A 21628-nucleotide genomic window follows, 5' to 3' on the forward strand; every position below is an offset into this window, starting at 1 on the left:
GGTCCGCGGCTTCGTCACCTCCGGCACGTAACCTGCCTGCGTGGCTCTGGCGCTCTACCGCAAGTACCGTCCGGCGACCTTCGCCGAGGTGGTCGGGCAGGAGCACGTCACCACCCCGCTGGTCAACGCGGTCGACTCCGGCCGGATCAACCACGCCTACCTGTTCAGCGGCCCGCGCGGCTGCGGCAAGACGTCGTCGGCGCGGATCCTCGCCCGGTCGCTGAACTGCGAGCAGGGCCCGACGTCGACCCCGTGCGGTGTGTGCACGTCCTGCGTCTCGCTGGCGCCCGACGGCCCCGGCTCGATCGACGTCATCGAGATCGACGCGGCGAGCCACGGCGGCGTCGACGACGCCCGCGACCTGCGCGAGCGCGCCTTCTTCGCGCCGGTGAACAGCCGCTTCAAGGTCTACATCGTCGACGAGGCGCACATGGTCACCACGCAGGGCTTCAACGCCCTGCTCAAGGTGGTCGAGGAACCGCCGGAGTTCCTGGTCTTCGTGTTCGCGACCACCGAGCCGGACAAGGTGCTGCCGACCATCCGCTCGCGCACCCACCACTACCCGTTCCGGCTGGTGCCGCCGACCACGCTGCGCGGCCTGCTGGAGAAGACCTGCGCCGCCGAGGGCGTGCAGGTGGAGCCGACGGTCTTCCCGCTCGTCGTGCGCGCCGGCGGCGGGTCGGTCCGCGACTCGCTGTCGATCCTCGACCAGCTGCTCGCCGGTGCCGGCCCGGAGGGCGTCACCTACCAGACGGCGGTCGGCCTGCTCGGCGTCACCGACGACGCGCTGCTCGACGAGACGATCGACGCCCTGGCGGCGCACGACGCGCCCGCCGTGTTCCGCGCCGTCGACCGCGTCGTCGAGGCCGGCCACGACCCGCGCCGCTTCGCCACCGACCTGCTCGACCGGCTGCGCGACCTGATCGTGCTCGACGCCGTGCCGGACGCCGGCGGCAACGGCCTGCTCGACTGCCCGCCGGACCGGCTGGACCTGATGGGCTCGCAGGCGCAGGCCCTCGGCTCGGCCACCCTGTCGCGGATGGCCGACACCGTGCACGAGGGCCTGACCGAGATGCGCGGGACGACGGCGCCGCGGCTGCTGCTCGAGCTGGTCTGCGCCCGCATGCTGCTGCCCGCCACCGACGGCTCGGCGGCGGCCACCCTGCAGCGCCTGGAGCGGCTCGAGCGGCGGCTGTCGATCGCCGGCGAGCACGCCGGCCGGCCCGTGGAGGAGTTCGAGGCGCCGGTGCACCGCGCGCCCGCCGCCCCGGCCGCGCCCTCGGCGCCGCAGGCCGCCGCCCCCGCCCCGCCGCCGGCCGCCGCGCCGCGGGCGGAGGCCCCGGGCGCCCCGCGCCGCGAGTTCGTCCGCAAGTCGCAGCAGGCGGCCCCGCCGCCGTCCCCGGCAGCGCCCGCGCCCGCCGCCGCGGCCGCTCCGGTTGCGGACGACGACTGGCCCGAGACCGTGGCGCCCGGCTCCGGCGGGGCACCCCGGCCCGCCCCGAGCCCCGCCCCGGCTCCGCCCGCCGACGAGCCCCCGGCTGCCGCGCCGTCCGGGCCGCGGGTCGCGACCGGCGAGCCGGACATCCCGCTGCCGCCGGAGCCCACCGACGACGAGGACTGGCCGCACCCCGCCCGCCCGGCCGCCGCCCAGGCCGCGGCCGCCCGCACCGAGGCGCCCGCCGCGCCGGCCGCCCCGCCGCGCGCCGCGGCCGAGTCGGCGCCCGCACCCCGCGGCGGCGAGCCGACGCCGGTCGTCTCGGCGAACCCGCCCGAGCCGGCCTCGGGCGGCGACCTGACCACCAGCGACGTCCGCCGGATCTGGCCGGAGCTGCTGTCGGTGGTCAAGCGGCACAAGCGCACCACCGAGGCGATGCTCAAGAGCGCGCAGGTGCACGAGCTGAAGAACGGCGTGCTGACCCTGTCGACCAACTCGCCGGCGCTGGCCCGGCGGATCGGTGACGACCTCAACAAGGACGTGCTGCGCGAGGCGCTCAACGAGCTGCTCGGCGTCCGCTGGAAGGTCGAGGCGATCGTCGAGGGTGCGAGCGCCCCGGCCGGCGCCAAGGTCTCGCCCGAGGTGGCCCGCGAGGCGGCGCGCGCCGCGGAGGAGCGCGAGGAGCGCGAGCTGGTCGCCCAGCACGCCGCCGAGGCGGCGGGTGCGCCGGTCGACGACACGCCCGCGGTCGATCCCGAGCAGGCCGCGCTGGCGCTGCTGCGCGCGCAGCTCGGCGCCCGCCCCGTCGACGGCTGACGCGGAGTGCCGCGGCCGCGTTTTCCGCGCCGTGGCACTCCGAGCGGGTCCGCGTGTCCCGCCGCTGTCGCTACCGCGGCCTACGCTCGGTGCATGAGCTCCTTCGGCCAGCCCGACATGTCCGCGTTGCTGAAGCAGGCGCAGCAGATGCAGCAGCAGCTGGTCGCGGCGCAGGAGGAGCTCGCGAGCACCGAGGTCACCGGTTCGGCCGGGGGCAACCTGGTCACGGCGACGATGACCGGCAGCGGTGAGCTCACCGCGCTGACCATCGCGCCGGCCGCCGTCGACCCGGACGACGTCGAGACCCTGCAGGACCTCGTCGTCGCCGCCGTCCGTGACGCCAAGCGCGCCGCCGACGACCTGGCCGCCAGCCGGATGGGCCCGCTGGCCGGCGGGCTCGGTGGCGGTCTGGGCCTGCCCGGCTTCTGAGCCTTCGTCCCCGCACGACCCGAACCCGAGGAATCCCACCGTGTACGAGGGTGCTGTCCAGGACCTGATCGACGAGCTCGGCCGGCTGCCGGGCGTCGGGCCCAAGAGCGCCCAGCGCATCGCCTTCCACCTGCTCGCCGCCGAGAGCGCCGACGTCGGCCGGCTGGTCGCCGCCCTGCAGCGCGTGCAGGCCGAGGTCCGCTTCTGCGTGACCTGCTACAACGTCGCCGAGGGCGAGCAGTGCCGGATCTGCCGCGACCCGCGCCGCTCCGACGACGTCATCTGCGTCGTCGAGGAGCCCAAGGACGTCGTCGCGATCGAGCGGACCCGCGAGTTCCGCGGCCGCTACCACGTGCTCGGCGGCGCGATCAGCCCGATCGAGGGCGTCGGCCCCGACGACCTGCGGGTCAAGGAGCTCATGACCCGGCTGATGAACGGCCAGGTCACCGAGCTGATCATCGCCACGGACCCGAACCTCGAGGGCGAGGCCACCGCGGCCTACCTCGCCCGGCTGGTCGCCCCGATGGGGCTGGCGGTCTCCCGCCTGGCCAGCGGCCTGCCCGTCGGCGGCGATCTCGAGTACGCCGACGAGGTCACCCTCGGCCGGGCCTTCGAGGGCCGCCGCCGCATCGACGCCTGAGCCGCTACTCCACGACGACCTCGTCCCCCCGCCGGACGGCTCGGCGGACGCGCAGGCGCAGCCAGCGGCCGTACGCCCGGACGAACTGCGTGTAGACGGGGGTCGGTCCGTGGTAGCCGAGGAAGCCCGTCGGCCCCTCGACCATCTCGCCGGTGCCGACGTCGTAACGGCTCTGGTGCCACGGGCAGACCAGGCAGCCGTCGGCGTCGACGCTGCCCTCGGCCAGGTCCGCGAGCTGGTGCCGGCAGCGCCGCGAGACCGCGAAGTACTGTCCGCCGGCGTTGCCGACCGCCCACTCGCCGACGCGGCGGACCGCGCCGGGCGGCAGATCGGCGGCGGGGATGCTGTCGGCGTCGTTCACCGCGGCGCCCTACCCACGAACGCGCCGTGCGACCCCCGCCGCCGCTAGGGTCCGGGCTCGCCCGCCCCCGACCCGCTGGAGGTGCCTGCCGTGCGCCGGCTGCTCGTCGTCCTCGGACTGCTCGCGGGGCTGCTGCTGCCCGCGGCCCTCCCCGCGCTGGCCGAGCCGCCGTTCCGGCTCGCCGACCAAGTCACCGACCGGGTCGGTGCCCTCTCCGGCAACGAGGACGACGTCGACCGGGCGCTGGCCGAGCTGCGGGACGGCGACGGCACGCAGCTGTGGGTCGTCTACGTCTCCTCCTTCGACGGCGCCGACGGGACGACGTGGGCCGAGAACACCGCGCGGGCATCCCAGCTCGGCGGCAACGACGTCCTGTTCGCCGTCGCCGTCGACGATCGTGCCTACGGCTACTGGTTCGACCCCGCCTCCGACCGCGACGCCGACGACGTCGACCAGCTCATCGCCGACGAGGTGGAACCGGAGCTGGCCGACGGCGACTGGGCCGGCGCGGCGGTGGCGTTCGCCGAGGGGCTGCAGCCGCGGTCGGTCTGGCCGGCCGTGGCCGTCGTCGCCGTGGTGATCCTGCTGCTCGCCGCCCTGGTGAAGGTCAACGGCCGGCGCAAGCGGAGGAGGGCCGAGGAGGAGCGCCGGCGCCGCGAGGACCCGTTCCCCGGCGAGCCGACCGAGTCGGTGCGCGGCCGGGCGGCGACCGCGCTGCTCGAGGTCGACGAGGCGCTGCGCGGCTCGCAGGTCGACCTCGACTTCGCCCGGCTGCAGTACGGCGAGGCGGCGGTCGCCGACGCCGTCGCCGCCTTCGCGCAGGCGCGCGCCGAGCTGGAGCAGGCCTTCGCCGTCCGCCAGCGGCTCGACGACGAGCACCCCGAGGACGACGACGCGACCCGGAAGCTGCTCGCCGAGCTGCTGCGGCTGGCCGAGTCGGCCGACGCCCGCCTGGACGCGCAGGCCGAGGCGTTCGCGCAGCTGCGCGACCTGGAGCAGAACGCGCCGCGGCTGCTCGACGAGCTGGCCGGCCGGATCGCCGCCCTCACCGGCCGCCTCCCGCAGGAGGAGGCGGCGCTGGGCCGGCTGCGCGAGCGCTGGGCACGGACGGCGCTGGCGCCGGAGGACGACAACGACGACGAGGCCCGCGCGCGGCTGACCGCGGCCCAGGATGCCGTCGACGGCGGCCGACGGGAGCTCGCCGCCGGCCGCCCCGGCATGGCCGCGCCCGCGGTCCGCGCCGCGGAGGAGGCGGTCACTCAGGCGACGACGCTGCTGGACGCGATCGGCCGGCGGGCGCGCGAGCTCGAGGACGCCGCCGCCACGCTGCCGGGGGCCCGCGCCGACGCCGAGCACGACCTCGCCGAGGCGCGGCCCCTGGCCGCGTCCGGCGCCGAGCGCACCGGCCTGGCCGCCTCGGTGGCTCGCGCCGAGCAGGCGCTCGCCGAGGTGGATGCGCTGGCGAACGCCACACCGCCCGACCCGCTGCACGCCCTCGAGCGCCTGCAGGCCGCCGACCGCGCGCTCGACGAGGCCCTGGCCCGCGCCCGCGACGAGCAGGCGAGGCAGCAGGCCGCGCGGGCCCGGCTCGACCGCGCGCTGTCCGGCGCGCGGGCCCGGGTCGCCGGTGCCTCGGACCTCGTGGCGACGCGCGGCGGCCGGATCGGCCCCGACGCCCGCACCGCGCTGTCGGAGGCCCGCCGCCACCTCGTCGAGGCCGAGGCCGCCGCGGCCCTCGACGCCGTCGCTGCAGTCGCCGCGGCCGAACGGGCGGCGTCGCTGGCCGCGACCGCGCAGCAGCAGGCCGAGGGCGACCTCTACCGCGGCAGCGGCTGGAGCAGCGGCGGCTGGAGCAGTGGCGGACATCGCGGGTTCGGCGGGTCCGGTGGTGGATACCGCTCCTCGCACCGCTCGCACGGCGGCGGCCGCTCGGTCACCAGGAGCGGCGGCGGCCGCCGGCACGGCGGGGGCGGCCGGTTCTGACATGGTCGGCGCGGGAACCCCGCAGGGCTCCCGCGCGTGCATGAGGTCCGGGACGTCCTCTGGGGCGGCCCATCCAACTGGAGGTCTGCAACCGTGCGTCGGCTGACGATCGTTCTCGGCGTCCTCGCCGCTGTCCTGCTCGCCGGGGCCGGGCCCGCCCTGGCCGAGGCCCCGTTCGCGTTGAGCGACCAGGTCACCGACCAGGCGGGGGTCCTCGGGGGTGATCGTTCCGAGGTCGAGGACGCCGTCGACCAGCTGCAGTCCGACACCGGCACCCAGCTCTACGTCGTCTACGTGGACAGCTTCGACGGCATCGCCGGGCACACCTGGGCGCAGCAGACCTTCCAGGCGTCGAACTTCGGCAGCAACCAGGTCGTGCTCGCGGTCGCCACGAGCGACCACGACGGCGGCTACTTCGGCCCCGCCGCGGACCAGTCCGAGCTCAGCAAGGTGTCCTCCGATCTCGGCGCCAAGGTCAACGACGAGGACTGGGCCGGCGTGGTCACGACCGCGGCCGACGCGCTGGGTGGCTCGTCGTCCTCGTCGTCCACCGGTGCGAGCTCGGGATCCGGATCGGGGCTGGCCACGTTCGCCGTCGTCGCCGTCCTCGTGCTCGTGGCCGGCGGCGGCTATCTGTTCTTCCGGTCCCGCCGCAACCGCCGTCAGCGGGAGCTCCAGGCAGCACAGCAGCAGGCGCAGCTCGCGCCCCCGGACCCGCACGCCGGGACGCCGACGGCGGAGCTGAACGGCCGCGCCAGCGAGGCGCTGCTCGACCTCGACGAGCGCGTCCGCACCGCCCAGGTGAACGTGGACTTCGCGCGGACGCACTTCGGCGCGGACGCCGTCCCGGGCGCCGACGAGGCGCTGGAGCGCACCCGCGGCGAGCTGGCCCGCGCCTTCACCATCCGGCAGGAGCTCGACGACGAGATCCCCGAGGACGAGCCGACGCAGCGGCGCATGCTCACCGAGCTGCTCTCGCTCACCGACGCCGCCGGCACCCGCCTCCAGGAGCAGGCGCAGGCGCTCGACGACCTCCGGGCGCAGGAGGCCGCCGCACCCCAGGCGATCGAGCAGCTGGGCGGCCGCATCGAGGCCCTGCGGCAGCGGTTGCCGGAGCAGGAGCGCCGGCTGGCCGCCCTGGCCGACCGGTACGCCCCGGCCGCGCTCGCCCCGGTCGCGGTGAACGTCCAGGAGGCGGGGGCCCGGCTGGCCGCGGCCGCCGAGCTGCTCGGGCAGGCGCGCCAGGCCCACGACGCCGGCGAGACGGGGCAGGCCGTGGGCCGGCTGCGCCCGGCCGAGGACGCCGTGACGCAGAGCACCACCCTGCTCGACGCGATCGACCGGCTGGCCGACGACCTGGGCGCCGCCGAGCACCGGATCGCCGCCGCCCGCGCCGAGACCGAGGCAGACCTGGCCGAGGCCCGGGCGCTGATGGACCGCGGCGACCGGGACGGCCTGCAGCCGCACGTCGCCCGCGCGCAGGCCGAGCTGGCGTCGGCGGAAGCCGCGCTGCGCCCGGCCGACGGCGGCAAGCCCGACCCGCTGGCCGCGCTGCGCCGCATCGAGGACGCCGACGCCGCGCTCGAGCAGGCGCTGGTGAGCGCCCGCGACGCCGAGACCAACCGCCGGCGCGCCACCGAGGCGCTGGAGCAGGCGCTGCTGACCGCCCGCTCGGCGGTCGCGGCGGCCGGTGACTTCATCAGCACCCGCCGCGGCGCCGTCGGCAGCGAGGCCCGCACCCGGCTGGCCGAGGCCGAGCGGCACCTCGAGGCGGCCGCGCGGCAGGCCTACGACGACCCGGTCCGGGCCCTGCGCGAGGCGCAGCACGCCGACCAGCTCGCCCGCTACGCCCTCGACGTGGCCCAGGACGACGTCGAGCGCTGGTCGCAGCGCACCGGCTACGGCTGGGGCGGCGGCTACGGCGGTCAGGGCTACGGCGGCGGCTGGGGCGGTGGATACGGCCGCCGCGGCGGGATGGGCAGCGGCCTGGGCTGGGGCCTGGGTGGCCTCGTGCTCGGCGGGCTGCTGTTCGGCGACCACGACAACGACTTCGGCGGCGGCTTCGCCGGCGGCGGCGGTGACTTCGGTGGCGGCGATTTCGGCGGCGGTGACTTCGGTGGCGGTGACTTCGGTGGCGGCGATTTCGGTGGCGGCGACTTCTAGCCCGGAACTGTGGGTGCCCGGGAGCAGGGTCTGATTCCCCGTCCCCAAGGAGGAGACATGCCCACCCGTGACACCGCCTGGCCGAACGGCACGCCCTGCTGGGTCGACTACGGCGCCCCCGACATCGCGGCCGCCCGCGCGTTCTACGGCGAGTTGCTCGGCTGGGAGTTCAGCGGCGGCGGCGAGGAGTACGGCGGCTACCTCAACGCCGCCCGCGACGGCCTGCTGGTCGCCGGCCTCGGGCCCCGGATGAACGAGTCGGACCCGGTCGCCTGGACGACGTACTTCGCCACCGACGACGCCGAGGCCACCGCCGCCCGCATCACCGAGGCCGGTGGCACCGTCGTCGTCCCGCCGATGGACGTCGCGCCGTACGGGCGCATGGCGATCGCCGTCGACCCGACCAGCACCCCGTTCGGGCTCTGGCAGGCCGGCGAGCACACCGGCTTCCGGCGCTACAACGAGCCCGGGTCGGTGACCTGGAACGAGGCGGCACTCGCCGATCCGGAGGCCGCCCGGTCCTTCTACGCGGCGGTCTTCGGCTACAGCTACGACGAAGTGCCCGGCGCCGGCGGCTACACGACCTTCCGTGCGGGCGACCGGGCTGCGGACTACCCGCTGGGCGGGCTCGGCGGCGCGCAGCCCGGCGCGCCGACGGGCTGGCTGGTCTGCTTCTCCGTCGCGTCCACCGACGACGCCGTGGCCGCCGTCGAGGCGGCGGGTGGCAAGGTCACGACCCCGGCGACGGACACGCCGTTCGGCCGCTTCGCCGTCGTCCAGGACCCCTGGGGCGCGCCGTTCGAGCTGATGCAGGCGCCGGCCGGCTGACGCCGCCGCCCACGGCCGGCTCGGTCACCCGCCGAGCTGGCCGTAGGCGTGCTCCGGGCGGAGCCGGACGACGAGCCGCCGGTCGGTGACCATCGCCGCGCGGTACTCGTCCCAGTCCGGGTGCTCGCCGGCGGTGCCCCGGTAGTAGGTGATCAACTCCTCGACCGTGGCGTCGTGCGGATCGGCCGCGACCGGCGTGAGCTCGGCGGTGCCCTCGACCGCCACCCACGTCCAGAGGCTCGCGCCGGTCACGTGCAGAGTGGCCCGCGGGTCGCGCCGGAGGTTGCGGGTCTTGACGCGGTCGTCGGTCACGGAGATGCGGACCAAGTCCGCGTCGGTGTCGTAGGTGTAACCGACGGTGGACAGCTGCGGGCGTCCGTCGCGCTTGAGCGTCGCCAGCACCCCCCAGCGGTGGTCGGCGAGGACGGCGAGCAGGCGGGGATCCGGGGCGGCCATGCCGACAGCCTGCCCCGAGGACGCGCCCGTCGGCACCGGGACGGCCACCGGTGCAAGCCATCCGGCCTGCGCCGGTCACGACCGGATAACAGCAACTCCCCAGGCCTGCTGCACGGGAAATGCTGTGTGCTAGGCATGAGCCCTCCATAGCCACGGGCGGCCGCTGTGGGGCGCCCCCGCGCCCGGTGTCCGCTCCCATGAAGACGAGGTAGCGGATGAGATCCGTTTCGAGGGGTGGCCGGCGCGTGCTGGCCGCGACGTCCGGCATCGCGGTCACGGCCCTGGCGCTCACCGCGTGCGGCGGCGGCGGCGACGACAACGGCGGTTCGGGCGGCAGCAGCGGCGACGCGCTGACCATCGGGACGAGCGACAAGATCACCAGCATCGACCCGGCCGGGTCCTACGACAACGGCTCGTTCGCGGTGATGAACCAGGTCTACCCGTTCCTGATGAACACCCCGTTCGGCAGCCCCGACCCCGAGCCCGACATCGCCGAGTCGGCCGAGTACACCTCGCCGACCGACTACACGGTCACGCTCAAGTCGGGTCTGACCTTCGCCAACGGCAACGAGCTGACCTCCTCGGACGTCAAGTTCACGTTCGACCGCATGGTGGCCATCAACGACCCGAACGGCCCGGCCGCCCTGCTGTTCAACCTCGCCAGCGTCGACGCGCCCGACGACACCACCGTCGTCTTCCACCTCAAGAGCGCCAACGACCAGACGTTCCCGCAGGTGCTCTCCAGCCCGGCCGGCCCGATCGTCGACGAGGACGTCTTCTCCGGCGACGCGATCACCGCCGACGAGGACATCGCCGCGGGCAAGGCGTTCGCCGGTCCGTACACGATCACCAGCTACGAGAAGAACAACCTGATCCAGTACGAGGCCAACCCGGACTACCAGGGCCTGCTCGGCGCGCCGAAGACCGACAAGGTCAACGTCAAGTACTACGCGGACGCGTCGAACCTGAAGCTCGACGTCCAGCAGGGCAACATCGACGTCGCCTTCCGCAGCCTGACGGCGACCGACATCGAGGACCTGCGCGGCGACGACAACGTCAAGGTCGTCGACGGCCCCGGTGGTGAGATCCGGTACATCGTCTTCAACTTCAACACCCAGCCCTTCGGGGCGACGACGTCCGAGGCCGACCCGGCCAAGGCGCTCGCCGTCCGGCAGGCGGTGGCCGACCTGCTCGACCGCGAGGAGATCGCCGACCAGGTCTACAAGGGCACCTACACGCCGCTGTACTCCTACGTGCCCGACGGCCTGACCGGGGCCATCACCCCGCTCAAGGACCTCTACGGCGACGGCAACGGCGGCCCGGACGCGGACAAGGCGGCCCAGACGCTGCAGCAGGCGGGCGTGCAGACGCCGGTCGAGCTGAACCTGCAGTGGAACCCGGACCACTACGGCCCGTCGTCGGGTGACGAGTACGCCCTGATCAAGGACCAGCTCGAGGCGACCGGGCTGTTCACGGTGAACCTGCAGTCCACCGAGTACGTCCAGTACGTCAAGGACCGCGTCGCCGACGTGTACCCGGCCTACCAGCTCGGCTGGTTCCCGGACTACTCCGACGCCGACAACTACCTGACGCCGTTCTTCCTGAACGAGAACTTCCTCAGCAACCACTACCAGAACCAGCAGGTCAACGACCTGATCCTGCAGCAGGCCAGCACGCCGGACCCGGCCGCTCGCCAGGCGCTGATCGAGCAGATCCAGCAGCTCGAGGCGCAGGACCTGTCCACCGTGCCGTACCTGCAGGGTGCCCAGGTCGCCGTGACCGGCGCCGACGTCGACGGAGCCCAGGACACGCTCGACGCGTCCTTCAAGTTCCGCTACGGAGCGCTGTCCCGCAGCAGCTGATCGGCCGGCCTCCGGGCCCCGGGTGGCTCGCCTCGAGCGAGCCGCGCGGGGCCCGGTGCCGTGCGGCGCCCGACCCGAGCGCATTCTGATCAGCTGCGGCCACCGCCGCACCCGAGAAGGCCGCCGGCCACCGCCGGTGCCGAACGGCTGGGGAGCCATGACGACCACCACCACCGAGCTGACCGACGGCTCCGACCTCGACGGCGGCGCCGGGACGCCGCCCGGGCGCACCCGCCGCCGGGGCGGCGGCTTCGGCCGCTACCTCCTGGTCCGCTTCCTGCTGATCTTCCCGACGATCTTCATCCTGGTCACGACCGTCTTCTTCCTCATGCGGTCGACCGGTGACCCGATCACCGCGGCGCTCGGCGGCCGCCTGCCGGCCGACCAGCTGGCCGAGCGGATCCACCAGGCCGGCTACGACCGGCCGCTGCTGGCGCAGTACCTCGACTACCTCGGCGGCATCGCCCACGGGGACTTCGGGACGACGATCAGCGACCGCCGCCCGGTCTTCGACGTCCTCACGACCTTCGGCACCGCCACCCTCGAGCTCACCGTCTACGCGCTGATCGTCGCCTTCCTCGTCGGCATCCCGTTCGGCATGCTCGCCGCCTACTACCGCGACCGCGCGCCCGACGCGGTGTTCCGGGTGTTCGCGATCTTCTTCTACGCGACGCCCGTCTTCTTCCTCGGCCTGCTGTTCAAGCTGGTCTTCGCCGTCGGCCTGGACTGGCTGCCCGTCGCAGGCCGCGCCTCGACCGGCGCGGAGATCGAGCTGCAGACGGTGGACAACCCGACCGGCATCTACCTGATCGACGCGTTCAAGACCGGCGATCCGTCGGTGGTGGAGGACGTGCTGCAACACGCGATCCTGCCCGCGCTGGCGCTCGGCCTGCTGACCGCCGGCATCTTCCTGCGGCTGGTGCGCACCAACGTGATCGGCACGCTGGGCGCCGGCTACGTCGAGGCCGCCCGCTCCCGAGGGGTGGGGGAGTACCGGCTGCTGCGCAAGCACGCCTACCGGCCGGCGCTCATCCCGATCATCACGGTGATCGGGCTCCAGGTGGCCATCCTGCTCGTCGGCGCCGTGCTCACCGAGACGACCTTCGAGTGGAAGGGGCTGGGTTTCCAGCTCGCCCAGTACCTGCAGGCCCGCGATTTCGTGGCGGTGCAGGGCATCGTCGCGCTCCTGGCGGTGATCGTCGCCGTCACCAACTTCATCGTCGACATCATCGCCGCGCTCATCGACCCCCGGGTGAGGTACTGATGGCCACCGCGACCTCCCAGGCCGAACAGGCGCCGGCCGGTCGCCGTCGCCGGTCCTGGAAGCAGCTGCCGGTCGTCCACCAGCTGCGGCAGAGCGTCGGCCTGCAGCGCGGCATGCTCATCGCCGGTCTGGTGCTCATGGCCGTCTTCGTGATCGCGGCGATCTTCGCGCCGCTGCTCGCGCCCTACGAGTACAACCAGCTCCGCGACGCCGACGGCGCGTTCGGCGCCCAGCAGCCCCCGTCGTCCGAGCACTGGCTGGGGACGACGGTCGGCGGCTTCGACGTCCTGTCCCGGGTCATCTGGGGCGCCCGGACGGCGCTGCTGGTCATCGCGGTCGCCGTCCTGCTCTCGCTCGTCGCCGGCGTCCTGCTCGGTCTCGTGTCGGGCTACTACGGCGGGTGGGTCGACCGGGTCCTGGTCGTGCTCTGCGACGCGATCTACGCCTTCCCGTCCCTGCTGTTGGCGATCGTGGTCGCCATCGCGATCAGCGGCGGCCAGTCGAGCATGTGGGGCGGGATCCTCGCCGCGGCGATCTCGATCACCGTCGTGTTCATCCCGCAGTACTTCCGCGTGGTGCGCGCCGAGACGGTGCGGGTGAAGTCGGAGGCGTTCGTCGAGTCGGCGCGGGTGATCGGCGCGAGCAACTGGCGGATCATGACCCGGCACGTGCTGCGCAACGCGACCCGCACGCTGCCGCTGATCCTCACGCTCAACGCCTCCGAGGCGATCCTGACCCTGGCCGGGCTGGGCTTCCTCGGCTTCGGCATCCAGCCGACCGCGGCCGCGGAGTGGGGCTACGACCTCAACCGGTCGATCTCCGACGTGACGAGCGGCATCTGGTGGACGTCGGTCTTCCCCGGCGCGGCGATCGTGCTCACCGTGCTGGGCCTGACCCTGGTCGGCGAGAGCCTCAACGACCTGGCCGATCCGCGGCTGCGCACCCGCCGCCGCGCGGCGGAGGGCGAGCCGCAGGCGCTGGCCGAGGTCGCGGTGGTGCCCGGCGGCACGCTGACCGCGCCGGGAGGCCTGAGCGGACTCGAGCCCCTGGGGGAAAACCGATGAGCGTCGCGAGGACGACGCCCGAGCGAGCATCGCAGCGAGGAACGAGCGAGGAGTGGAACGAGGGCGGAGTCGAGCAATGAGCGTCGTCGACATCGACAACCTGGCGATCTCCTTCGCCACCGACGCCGGCACGGTCGCCGCCGTCAAGGACGTCAGCCTCTCGGTCGAGGCCGGCGAGGTGCTGGCGATCGTCGGCGAGAGCGGCAGCGGCAAGACCGTCACCGCCCGCAGCATCCTGGGTCTGCTGCCGGAGACGGCGTCCACCCGCGGCGCCGTCGTCCTCACCCGCAAGGACGGCGCGGCGGAGCACGACGTCGTCTCGTTGTCGGGCAAGCAGCTGCGCGAGGTGCGCGGCCGGGACGCCGCCATGGTGTTCCAGGAACCGGGCAGCGTGCTCAACCCGGTCTACAAGGTCGGCTGGCAGATCATCGAGGGGCTGCGCGCGCACGGCGGGCTGTCCCGGGCGGAGGCCCGCGCGAAGGCGATCGACGTCCTGCGGCGGGTCGGCATCCCCGACCCCGAGGAGCGGATCGACTACTACCCGCACCAGTTCTCCGGCGGGCAGAAGCAGCGGATCGTCATCGCGCAGGCGCTGGTGCTCGACCCCGGCGTCATCATCGCCGACGAGCCGACGACCGCCCTCGACGTGACCGTGCAGGCGGAGATCCTCGACCTGCTGCGTCGCTGCCGCGACGAGTTCGGCGCCGCGATCGTGCTGATCACCCACAACATGGGCGTCGTCGCCGACCTCGCCGACCGGGTGGCGGTCATGTACCAGGGCCGGATCGTCGAGGAGGCCGACGTCCGCACGCTGTTCCGGGAGCCGCAGGACGACTACACCAGGCAGCTGCTGGGCTCGGTGCCGCGGATCGGGCAGGGGACGGCACGGGCGGCCGAGCGGGCCGCCCGCCGGGAGCCGGAATGGGCGTCCGCGGCGCCGGTCGTCGAGGCCCGCGACCTGCGGATCGTGTACCCGGGGCGGTTCCGCCGTCCCGACTTCACCGCCGTGGACGGCGTCAGCTTCGCCATCCGCCCGGGCGAGGTGCTGGGGCTGGTCGGCGAGAGCGGCAGCGGCAAGACGACGATCGGCCGCGCCATCGCCGGGCTGACCCGGGTGACCGACGGGTCGCTCACGGTCCTCGGCACCGAGATGAACGGGGTCAGGGAGCGGGCGTTCCGGCCGGTGCGCGAGCGGATCGGGTTCGTCTTCCAGGACCCGGCGACCAGCTTCAACCCGCTGCTGACCATCGCCGAGGCGGTCGCCGAGCCGCTGATCGTGCACGGCCGGCACAAGGACCTCGCGGGCGCGCGCCAGCGGGTCGACGACCTGCTGGAGTCGGTGCAGCTGCCGAAGAGCTTCGGCGACCGCTACCCGCACGAGCTCTCCGGCGGCCAGCGGCAGCGGGCGTCGCTGGCCCGCTCGCTGGCGCTGTTCCCGGAGCTGCTCATCGCCGACGAGCCGACCTCGGCGCTCGACGTCTCGGTGCAGGCAAAGGTGCTCGAGCTGTTCGAGGACCTGCAGCGCGAGCTGGGCTTCGCGGCGCTGTTCATCAGCCACGACCTGGCCGTGGTCGACCTGCTGGCCGACCGGATCGCCGTCCTCTACCGGGGGCAGCTGGTCGAGGAGGGGACCGGCGAGGAGGTGCTCGGCGCGCCGCAGCACCCGTACACGCAGCGGCTGCTCGCGTCGCTGCCGGTGCCCGACCCCGACGAGCAGGCCCGCCGCCGCGCCCAGCTCGCCGCCCTCCGCGCCGACGCCCCGTAGGGACTTTTTCGGGCTCAAGTCCGGGGACTTGAGCCCGAAAAAGTCCCTTCAGCCGGCGCGGCCGCGGGGGATGAGGGCGAGCGGGGGCAGCGGCGGGGCCTCGATGCGGTCGCCGTCGTAGCCGACGACCGGCGAGAAGCGGCCGCCGTCCTCGTTCCACTGCGTCGCGAACTCGGTGATCTCGTCGCCGGAGCGGCCGACGAAGTTCCACCACATGACGATCCGCTCCTCGAACGGCTCGCCACCGAGCAGCAGCAGCTTGGCCGGCTCGTCGGCGCGCACCCGCAGGGTCCGCCGGCCGGTGCCCAGGTAGGCCATCGTCCCGTGCGCCAGCGGGACGTCCTCGATCGTCGCCGAGCCCGACGCGGCCAGCACGCCGTGCTCGAAGCCCGGCTCGAGCGGCACCTCGACGTCGGCGCCGGCGGCCAGGTCGAGGTCGACGCCGACCAGCGGGGTGTACGCCGTCCCGGGGGACGTCGCCCCGCCGAAGGAGCCCATCAGCACGGTCGCCGACAGCCCGTCGGAGGTGAACCCCGGCAGCGTGCCGTGGTGCTCGAACGCCGGCGCGACGTCGCGCGAGGCGTCGGGGAGCACCACCCACAGCTGCGCGCCGTGCAGGAACCGCGGGTGGTCCGCCGGCGACTGCTCGGAGTGGGCGATGCCGTGGCCGGCGGTCATCAGCGCCAGCTCGCCCGGCCGGAACCGGACGTCGCTGCCGAGGGAGTCCTTGTGGTGGACCTCCCCCTCCAGCAGCCAGGACACCGTCTGCAGCCCGGTGTGCGGATGCGGCGCCACCTGCATCCCCGGCGTGGACGTGATGTCGTCCGGGCCGTAGTGGTCGACGAACGCCCACGCACCCACCAGCCGCCGTCCCAGGGTGGGCAGCAGCCGGCGGACGCGGGTGCTCTCGCCGAGCAGCACCTCCCGGCCCGGCAGCAGCTCCAGCGCCGGGCGGGCGGAGGTCTGCTCCAGCCCGCCCAGCTCCCGCGGCTCGGGCCGGCGGTCGAGGTTGCTCACCGGGTCACTCCGCGGAGCCGGGCTGCCCGGTCTCGCCCTGGACGGCGGCGTGCGGGACGTGCTGCGCGGGGATCACGCCCAGCCGGCCGGCCTGGTAGTCGGTGAAGGCGTCCTGCACCTCCTGCCGGGTGTTCATCACGAACGGCCCGTACATCGCGATCGGCTCGCGGATCGGCTGCCCGCCGAGGATGACGACGTCCAGCGCCGGGGTCCGCGACTCCTGCTGGAGCGCGCCGTGGATCGAGATGATGTCGCCGGGCCCGAAGACGGCGAGCTGGCCGGTGCGCACAGGGTGCTTGTCGATGCCGACCGAGCCGGCGCCGGAGAGCACGTAGACCAGCGCGTTGAAGTCCGGCCGCCAGGGCAGGTCGAGGGTCGCGCCGGGCGCGATCGTCGCGTGCACCATCGCCATCGGGGTGTAGGTGCTGCCCGGGCCGGTGTGGCCGGCGACGTCCCCGGCGATGACCCGGAGGAAGGCGCCGGCGTCGGGGCTGGCCAGCAGCACCGAGTCGTGCGCGCGCAGGTCCTGGTAGCGCGGCTCGACCCACTTCTGCGCCTTGGGGAGGTTCACCCACAGCTGCAGCCCGTGGAACAGGCCGCCGGTGATCACCAGGTGCTCCGGCGGGCGCTCGATGTGCAGCACGCCGCCGCCGGCGGTCATCCACTGCGTGTCGCCGTTGCTGATCGTGCCGCCGCCGCCGTGGGAGTCGGCGTGCTCGAACGTGCCGTCGATGATGTAGGTGACGGTCTCGAAGCCGCGGTGCGGGTGCCACGGCGTCCCCTTGGGCTCGCCCGGCGCGTACTCGACCTCGCCCATCTGGTCCAGGTGGATGAACGGGTCCAGATCGCGCAGGTCCACGCCGGCGAACGCCCGGCGGACGGGGAAGCCCTCGCCCTCGAAGCCCGACGGCGCGGTGGTGACCGACCGGACCCGGCGCTGAACCGTGCCCGGCGCCGGGACGGGGACGCGGGGAAGGGTGGTGGTGTCCTCGACGGTGATGGCCGGCATGCCGGGCCTCCTCGGTTGAGAGCTCAACTAGTGCGCACTGTAGCGCTGTCGAGCGCCCCAGTGTTCCCCCTCGCGCCGGGGGAATCGATCCGTCGCGGGACGAGGTGCGCGGGCGACGCACGACGGCGCTGACCAGGTCGTCGTTTCGAAACGCGATCGACACATGGCCGAACTAGGTTGCGCTCCATGGCGGACCTCTTCGACGGCTACCCGCTGGGTGGGCAGTGGGACGAGATGTTCGGCGCGCCCACCTCTCCGCGGCCCGCCTACTCCGGTCTCTTCGCCTCCCTGCAGCCCATGGCCGGCGAGGAGCTGGCCGCCCGCGCCGACCTGCTCTCGCAGACCTACCGCGACGCCGGCGTCACCTTCGCGCACGCCGGCGAGGAGCAGCCGTTCCCGCTCGACATCGTGCCGCGGGTGATCGGGGCCGAGGAGTGGGACGTCATCGAGCGCGGCGTCGCGCAGCGGGTGCTGGCGCTCGAGGCGTTCCTCGCCGACGTCTACGGCGCCGGGGAGGTCTTCGCCGACCGGGTGGTGCCGCGCGGCGTGGTCACCACCAGCGCGCACTTCCACCGCCAGGCGCACGGGCTGGTGCCGCCCAACGGGGTGCGGGTGCACGTCGCCGGCATCGACCTGGTCCGCGACGAGGCCGGCGACTTCCGGGTGCTCGAGGACAACCTGCGCTCGCCGTCCGGGGTGAGCTACGTGATCACCAACCGGTCGGCGATGAGCCAGGTGCTGCCCGAGCTGTTCGCCGACCACCGCATCCAGCCCGTCGACGACTACCCGACCCGGCTGCTCGCGGCGCTCAAGGCCTCGGCGCCGTCGAACGTGACCGACCCGACCGTCGTCGTCCTCACCCCCGGCGTCTACAACTCCGCGTACTTCGAGCACGCGCTGCTCGCCCGCCAGATGGGCGTCGAGCTCGTGGAGGGCCGCGACCTGGTCTGCGCCGGCAACCAGGTGAGCATGCGGACGACGGACGGCCAGCGCCGCGTCGACGTCATCTACCGGCGCATCGACGACGAGTTCCTCGATCCGGTGCACTTCCGGCCCGACTCGGTGATCGGCTGCGCCGGCGTCCTCAACGCCGCCCGCGCCGGGCGGGTGACCATCGCCAACGCCGTCGGCAACGGCGTCGCCGACGACAAGCTGCTCTACACCTGGGTGCCCGACCTGATCCGCTACTACCTCGCCGAGGAGCCGGTGCTGCAGAACGCCGAGACGCACCGGCTGGACGACGAGGACACCGTCGCCTGGGTGCTCGACTCGCTGGACCAGCTCGTGCTCAAGCCGGTCGACGGCTCCGGCGGCAAGGGCATCGTGATCGGCCCCCGCGCCGACGAGCGGACGCTGACCGAGCTGGCGGCCAAGGTCCGCGCGACACCGAGGGACTGGATCGCGCAGAAGCCGATCGGGTTGTCGACCGTGCCGACCCTGGTGGGTGGGCGGATCGCGCCGCGGCACGTCGACCTGCGGCCGTTCGCGATCAACGACGGCTCGGACGTGTGGGTGCTGCCCGGGGGGCTGACCCGCGTGGCCCTGCCCGAGGGAGAGCTGGTGGTGAACTCCAGCCAGGGCGGCGGCTCCAAGGACACCTGGGTGATCAGCCCGCCGCGGCCGGCCACCGAGCAGCCGGAGGAGCCCGACCTGACCCGCATCGAGTTCAGCGCCGAGGACCTGCCCGGGGTCACCCCGGACGCCGGCCCGCTCACCGACCTGGCGGTCGGCCAGTCGCAACAGCAGCAGCAGACGGCTGAGAGCGCGGCTCCTGCCCGGAGTGCACGGTGCTGAGCCGGATCGCCGAGTCGCTGTTCTGGATCGGCCGCTACGTGGAGCGGGCCGACGACACCGCCCGCATCCTCGACGTGCACACCCAGCGGCTGGTCGAGGACCCGTGGATCGACGAGCGCCGGGCCTGCGCCAACCTGCTCGCGCTCATGGGCGCCCCGGACGGCGAGGCCGACACCGAGCGGGTGCTCGACACGCTGGCCTTCGACCGGTCCAGCCCCAGCTCGATCGTCGGGGCGCTGTCCGCCGCCCGGGAGAACGCGCGCGGCGCCCGCGAGGTGCTCTCGGCGGAGATCTGGGAGTCGCTCAACGTCACCCACAACGCGCTGCCGCAGCAGCGCACGATGGCCCGCCGGTACGGCCCGCACTCGCTGTTCCGGTTCGTCCGCGAGCGCTCGGCGATGGTGTTCGGCCTGGCCGACGCCACGATGAGCCGCGACGAGAGCTGGCTGTTCCTCATCCTCGGCCGCTCGCTGGAGCGGGTCGACATGACCGCGCGGATGATCTCCACCCGCGTGCTGGCGGGGGACGCCGCGCCGTCCTGGACGCTGGTGCTGCGCTCGACCGGCGCGTACGAGCCCTACCTGCGCACCTACCGCGGGGTGGTGAACTCGGGCCGGGCCGCGGAGTTCCTGCTGCTGGACCGGCTCTTCCCGCGGTCGGTGTTCGCCTCGCTCGAGCAGGCCGAGGCCTGCCTCGCGGAGCTGGAACGCGCGCCGGTGCGTGACGCGACCCGGGTCGGCGTGGCCGGCGAGGCGCACCGGATCGTCGGCCGCGCCCGCACCATGCTGGAGTTCATGGCCCCCGACCAGCTGCTCGCCGGGCTGCCGGCCCGGCTGGAGGAGCTGCAGCGCACCTGCTCGGCGGCCAGCGCCGCGGTGACGCACCGGTTCTTCACCGAGCAGGCGCCGCAGGTGTGGGTGCCGGAGGAGGTCGGATGAGCCAGGCCCAGGCGCAGACCCAGACGCAGGTGCAGGCGCCGCGGCTGTCCGGGCAGCGGTGGCGGCTGCAGATCGTGCACCGGACCCGCTTCTCCTACAGCGGGCCGGTCCGCTCGTCCTACAACGAGGCGCGGCTGACGCCGGAGAACTCGAGCCGGCAGACGACCCTGCGCTCCCGGATCGAGATCGAGCCCGCGGCGACCGCCTACCCCTACCGCGACTACTGGGGGACGACGGTCACCGCCTTCGACCTGCACGTGCCGCACAGCGAGCTGCTGATCACCGGCACGTCGATCGTCGAGGCCGGGCCCGAGCCGGCGCTGCACCGCTTCCTCGGCTGGCCGGAGCTGGCCGCCCGCGACGTCCGCGACCGGTTCGGCGAGCTGCTCACCCCGACCCGGCTGACCGCGATGGACGAGTCGGTCGTCGAGGAGGCCCGGGCGGCCGTGGGCGGCGCGAACCCGCACGAGGCCGGTGCGCTGGTCTGCCGGTTCGTCCGCGACCGCATGACCTACCTCTCCGGCGCCACCAACGTGAAGACCAACGCCATGCAGGCCTGGACCACCGGCAAGGGCGTCTGCCAGGACATCTCGCACGTCACGATCGGGCTGCTGCAGGCGCTCGGCCTGCCGGCGCGCTACGTCTCCGGGTACCTGCACCCCCGGCCGGACGCCGCCGTCGGGGCGCCGGTCACGGGGGAGAGTCACGCGTGGGTGGAGTGGTGGGACGGCGGCTGGACCGGCTTCGACCCGACCAACGCCGTCGAGATCGGGCCGCGGCACGTGACGATCGGCCGCGGGCGCGACTACGGCGACGTCCCGCCGTTCAAGGGCCTGTTCTCCGGCCCCACGAGCGAGGGGCACGCCGTGACCGTGGAGGTCACCCGCCTCGCCTGAACGGTGCTTTATCGCGACAAAGCGCGCGCGCTTTGTCGCGATAAAGCACCTGCTGACCGGCGCCGCGTCAGCGGAGGAGGCGTGCGACGCCGGTCGGCCCCTCGGACTCGTCGTCCTCGGGCAGGTGCGCGGTCCGCTCGGCGAGGCGCGGCCGCCAGTACGCGGGGGCTCCGGAGAGCCAGTCGGCGCCGGCGTCGGTGAGCCGGCCGTCGGTGGTCAGCGGCGCCCAGCTGCGCACGGTCCGCACACCCTCCGCCGCGGCGACCAGCACCCGGCCGATGCCCTGCCGGCGGAACACCGGCTCGACGGTGACGGTCTCCACGACCCCGGAGCGGGTCCACCAGCGGATCTCGCCCACCCGGTCGCTCATCCGCAGGCCCCGGCGGGCCACGTCGTGCGGGCCGACCAGTGCGCCGGCCGGGTAGGCCCCGCCCGCGAAGGCGGCCAGCGAGACCGACGGCACGCCGCTGGTGGCGTGCCCGATCTCGGCGAACCACAGCGGCGGCTCGGGTGCGGCCACGGACTCGGCGACGTCGATCCGCAGGATCCGCCCGTCGCAGGCCCGGTAGCGGACGTCGACCAGCCAGCCGGCCGGACGGCGGCCGCGGGCGTCCTGGGCGCTGAAGTCCACCGGGGTGCCGTCCGGGAAGCGGTCGGAGTTGACCAGCACCAGCGAGTGCTCGGCCGGGCCTCCCGCCGTGCGGTGGGCCAGCCGGGCCAGCCACACGGTGGCCGGAGCGGGCGCCGGGGGCGGCACCCGGCGCAGCCCCGGCCGCCGGTTCGCCCGTGCGCCGTCGGAGTCCTGCAGTGCGACCGCCGCGTTCATGGACCGTCCTCCCGTTCCGGCCCCGGAGAGGGGCGCTGTGCCTTGTTCGGTGCTGACCTTGTCGGGGATCACTTGGGGTGCT

General features: G+C 74.2%; 18 protein-coding genes. 13 read left to right on the top strand and 5 right to left on the bottom strand.

The annotated features are described in order from the left end of the window. Nucleotides 1-40: 40 nt before the first annotated feature. The 3 genes from AB3388_RS01485 to recR all read left to right on the top strand — a co-directional run bounded on the left by AB3388_RS01485 (nt 41) and on the right by recR (nt 3320). Nucleotides 41-2251, top strand: a complete 2211-nt coding sequence (locus tag AB3388_RS01485) for a DNA polymerase III subunit gamma and tau (protein WP_495408980.1) — start codon at nt 41-43, stop codon at nt 2249-2251. 93 nt (nt 2252-2344) lie between these two features. Continuing rightward, nucleotides 2345-2680, top strand: coding sequence for a YbaB/EbfC family nucleoid-associated protein (locus tag AB3388_RS01490; protein ID WP_495408981.1), 336 nt, complete (start codon nt 2345-2347; stop codon nt 2678-2680). Nucleotides 2681-2720: 40 nt separating this feature from the next. Beyond that, nucleotides 2721-3320, top strand: a complete 600-nt coding sequence (recR, locus tag AB3388_RS01495; protein ID WP_448625780.1) for a recombination mediator RecR — start codon at nt 2721-2723, stop codon at nt 3318-3320. A 4-nt stretch (nt 3321-3324) separates the two neighbouring features. Here the strand turns inward: recR and AB3388_RS01500 are convergent, their stop codons facing one another. Continuing rightward, nucleotides 3325-3681 (bottom strand): Rieske (2Fe-2S) protein, encoded by a 357-nt coding sequence (locus tag AB3388_RS01500; protein ID WP_495408982.1) that lies wholly within the window; start codon nt 3679-3681, stop codon nt 3325-3327. A gap of 90 nt (nt 3682-3771) precedes the next feature. Here AB3388_RS01500 and AB3388_RS01505 point away from each other — a divergent pair, with 90 nt between their 5' ends. From AB3388_RS01505 to AB3388_RS01515, 3 genes are all read left to right on the top strand, one after another. After that, entirely contained in the window at nt 3772-5664 is a 1893-nt protein-coding gene (locus tag AB3388_RS01505; RefSeq protein ID WP_495408983.1) for a TPM domain-containing protein, read from the top strand. A 93-nt stretch (nt 5665-5757) separates the two neighbouring features. Next, a complete protein-coding gene (locus AB3388_RS01510) occupies nt 5758-7827 on the top strand; it encodes a TPM domain-containing protein (RefSeq protein ID WP_495408984.1) in 2070 nt (689 codons plus the stop codon). 57 nt (nt 7828-7884) lie between these two features. Then, on the top strand, nt 7885-8655 hold the full coding sequence (locus AB3388_RS01515) for a VOC family protein (protein WP_495408985.1): 771 nt from the start codon (nt 7885-7887) through the stop codon (nt 8653-8655). Between the two features lie 24 nt (nt 8656-8679). Here the strand turns inward: AB3388_RS01515 and AB3388_RS01520 are convergent, their stop codons facing one another. Further along, nucleotides 8680-9111, bottom strand: coding sequence for a PPOX class F420-dependent oxidoreductase (locus tag AB3388_RS01520; RefSeq protein ID WP_495408986.1), 432 nt, complete (start codon nt 9109-9111; stop codon nt 8680-8682). A 245-nt stretch (nt 9112-9356) separates the two neighbouring features. Here AB3388_RS01520 and AB3388_RS01525 point away from each other — a divergent pair, with 245 nt between their 5' ends. From AB3388_RS01525 to AB3388_RS01540, 4 genes are all read left to right on the top strand, one after another. Then, on the top strand, nt 9357-10973 hold the full coding sequence (locus AB3388_RS01525) for an ABC transporter substrate-binding protein (protein ID WP_495408987.1): 1617 nt from the start codon (nt 9357-9359) through the stop codon (nt 10971-10973). A gap of 157 nt (nt 10974-11130) precedes the next feature. Continuing rightward, nucleotides 11131-12237: an ABC transporter permease gene (locus AB3388_RS01530; protein ID WP_495408988.1), complete on the top strand. Its 1107-nt coding sequence runs from the start codon at nt 11131-11133 to the stop codon at nt 12235-12237. After that, nucleotides 12237-13301 carry an ABC transporter permease gene (locus AB3388_RS01535; protein WP_495408989.1) on the top strand — a complete coding sequence of 355 codons (1065 nt, stop codon included), beginning with the start codon at nt 12237-12239 and terminating at the stop codon, nt 13299-13301. Before AB3388_RS01530 ends, AB3388_RS01535 begins: the two co-directional genes overlap by 1 nt. A gap of 76 nt (nt 13302-13377) precedes the next feature. Next, on the top strand, nt 13378-15066 hold the full coding sequence (locus AB3388_RS01540; protein ID WP_495408990.1) for a dipeptide ABC transporter ATP-binding protein: 1689 nt from the start codon (nt 13378-13380) through the stop codon (nt 15064-15066). Nucleotides 15067-15114: 48 nt separating this feature from the next. Here the strand turns inward: AB3388_RS01540 and AB3388_RS01545 are convergent, their stop codons facing one another. Both AB3388_RS01545 and AB3388_RS01550 read right to left on the bottom strand, forming a co-directional pair. Further along, entirely contained in the window at nt 15115-16083 is a 969-nt protein-coding gene (locus tag AB3388_RS01545; protein WP_495408991.1) for a pirin family protein, read from the bottom strand. 4 nt (nt 16084-16087) lie between these two features. Continuing rightward, a complete protein-coding gene (locus AB3388_RS01550) occupies nt 16088-17092 on the bottom strand; it encodes a pirin family protein (protein ID WP_495408992.1) in 1005 nt (334 codons plus the stop codon). A 186-nt stretch (nt 17093-17278) separates the two neighbouring features. Here AB3388_RS01550 and AB3388_RS01555 point away from each other — a divergent pair, with 186 nt between their 5' ends. The 3 genes from AB3388_RS01555 to AB3388_RS01565 are packed head-to-tail and all read left to right on the top strand — an operon-like array spanning nt 17279 to nt 20720. Continuing rightward, on the top strand, nt 17279-18886 hold the full coding sequence (locus AB3388_RS01555) for a circularly permuted type 2 ATP-grasp protein (protein WP_495408993.1): 1608 nt from the start codon (nt 17279-17281) through the stop codon (nt 18884-18886). Next, on the top strand, nt 18880-19824 hold the full coding sequence (locus AB3388_RS01560; RefSeq protein ID WP_495408994.1) for an alpha-E domain-containing protein: 945 nt from the start codon (nt 18880-18882) through the stop codon (nt 19822-19824). Before AB3388_RS01555 ends, AB3388_RS01560 begins: the two co-directional genes overlap by 7 nt. After that, nucleotides 19821-20720 carry a transglutaminase family protein gene (locus tag AB3388_RS01565; protein WP_495408995.1) on the top strand — a complete coding sequence of 300 codons (900 nt, stop codon included), beginning with the start codon at nt 19821-19823 and terminating at the stop codon, nt 20718-20720. Before AB3388_RS01560 ends, AB3388_RS01565 begins: the two co-directional genes overlap by 4 nt. A gap of 67 nt (nt 20721-20787) precedes the next feature. Here the strand turns inward: AB3388_RS01565 and AB3388_RS01570 are convergent, their stop codons facing one another. Next, nucleotides 20788-21546, bottom strand: a complete 759-nt coding sequence (locus AB3388_RS01570; RefSeq protein ID WP_495408996.1) for a hypothetical protein — start codon at nt 21544-21546, stop codon at nt 20788-20790. Between the last annotated feature and the right edge of the window lie 82 nt (nt 21547-21628).

It is taken from the genome of Geodermatophilus sp. SMS 5-13 (assembly GCF_059428245.1).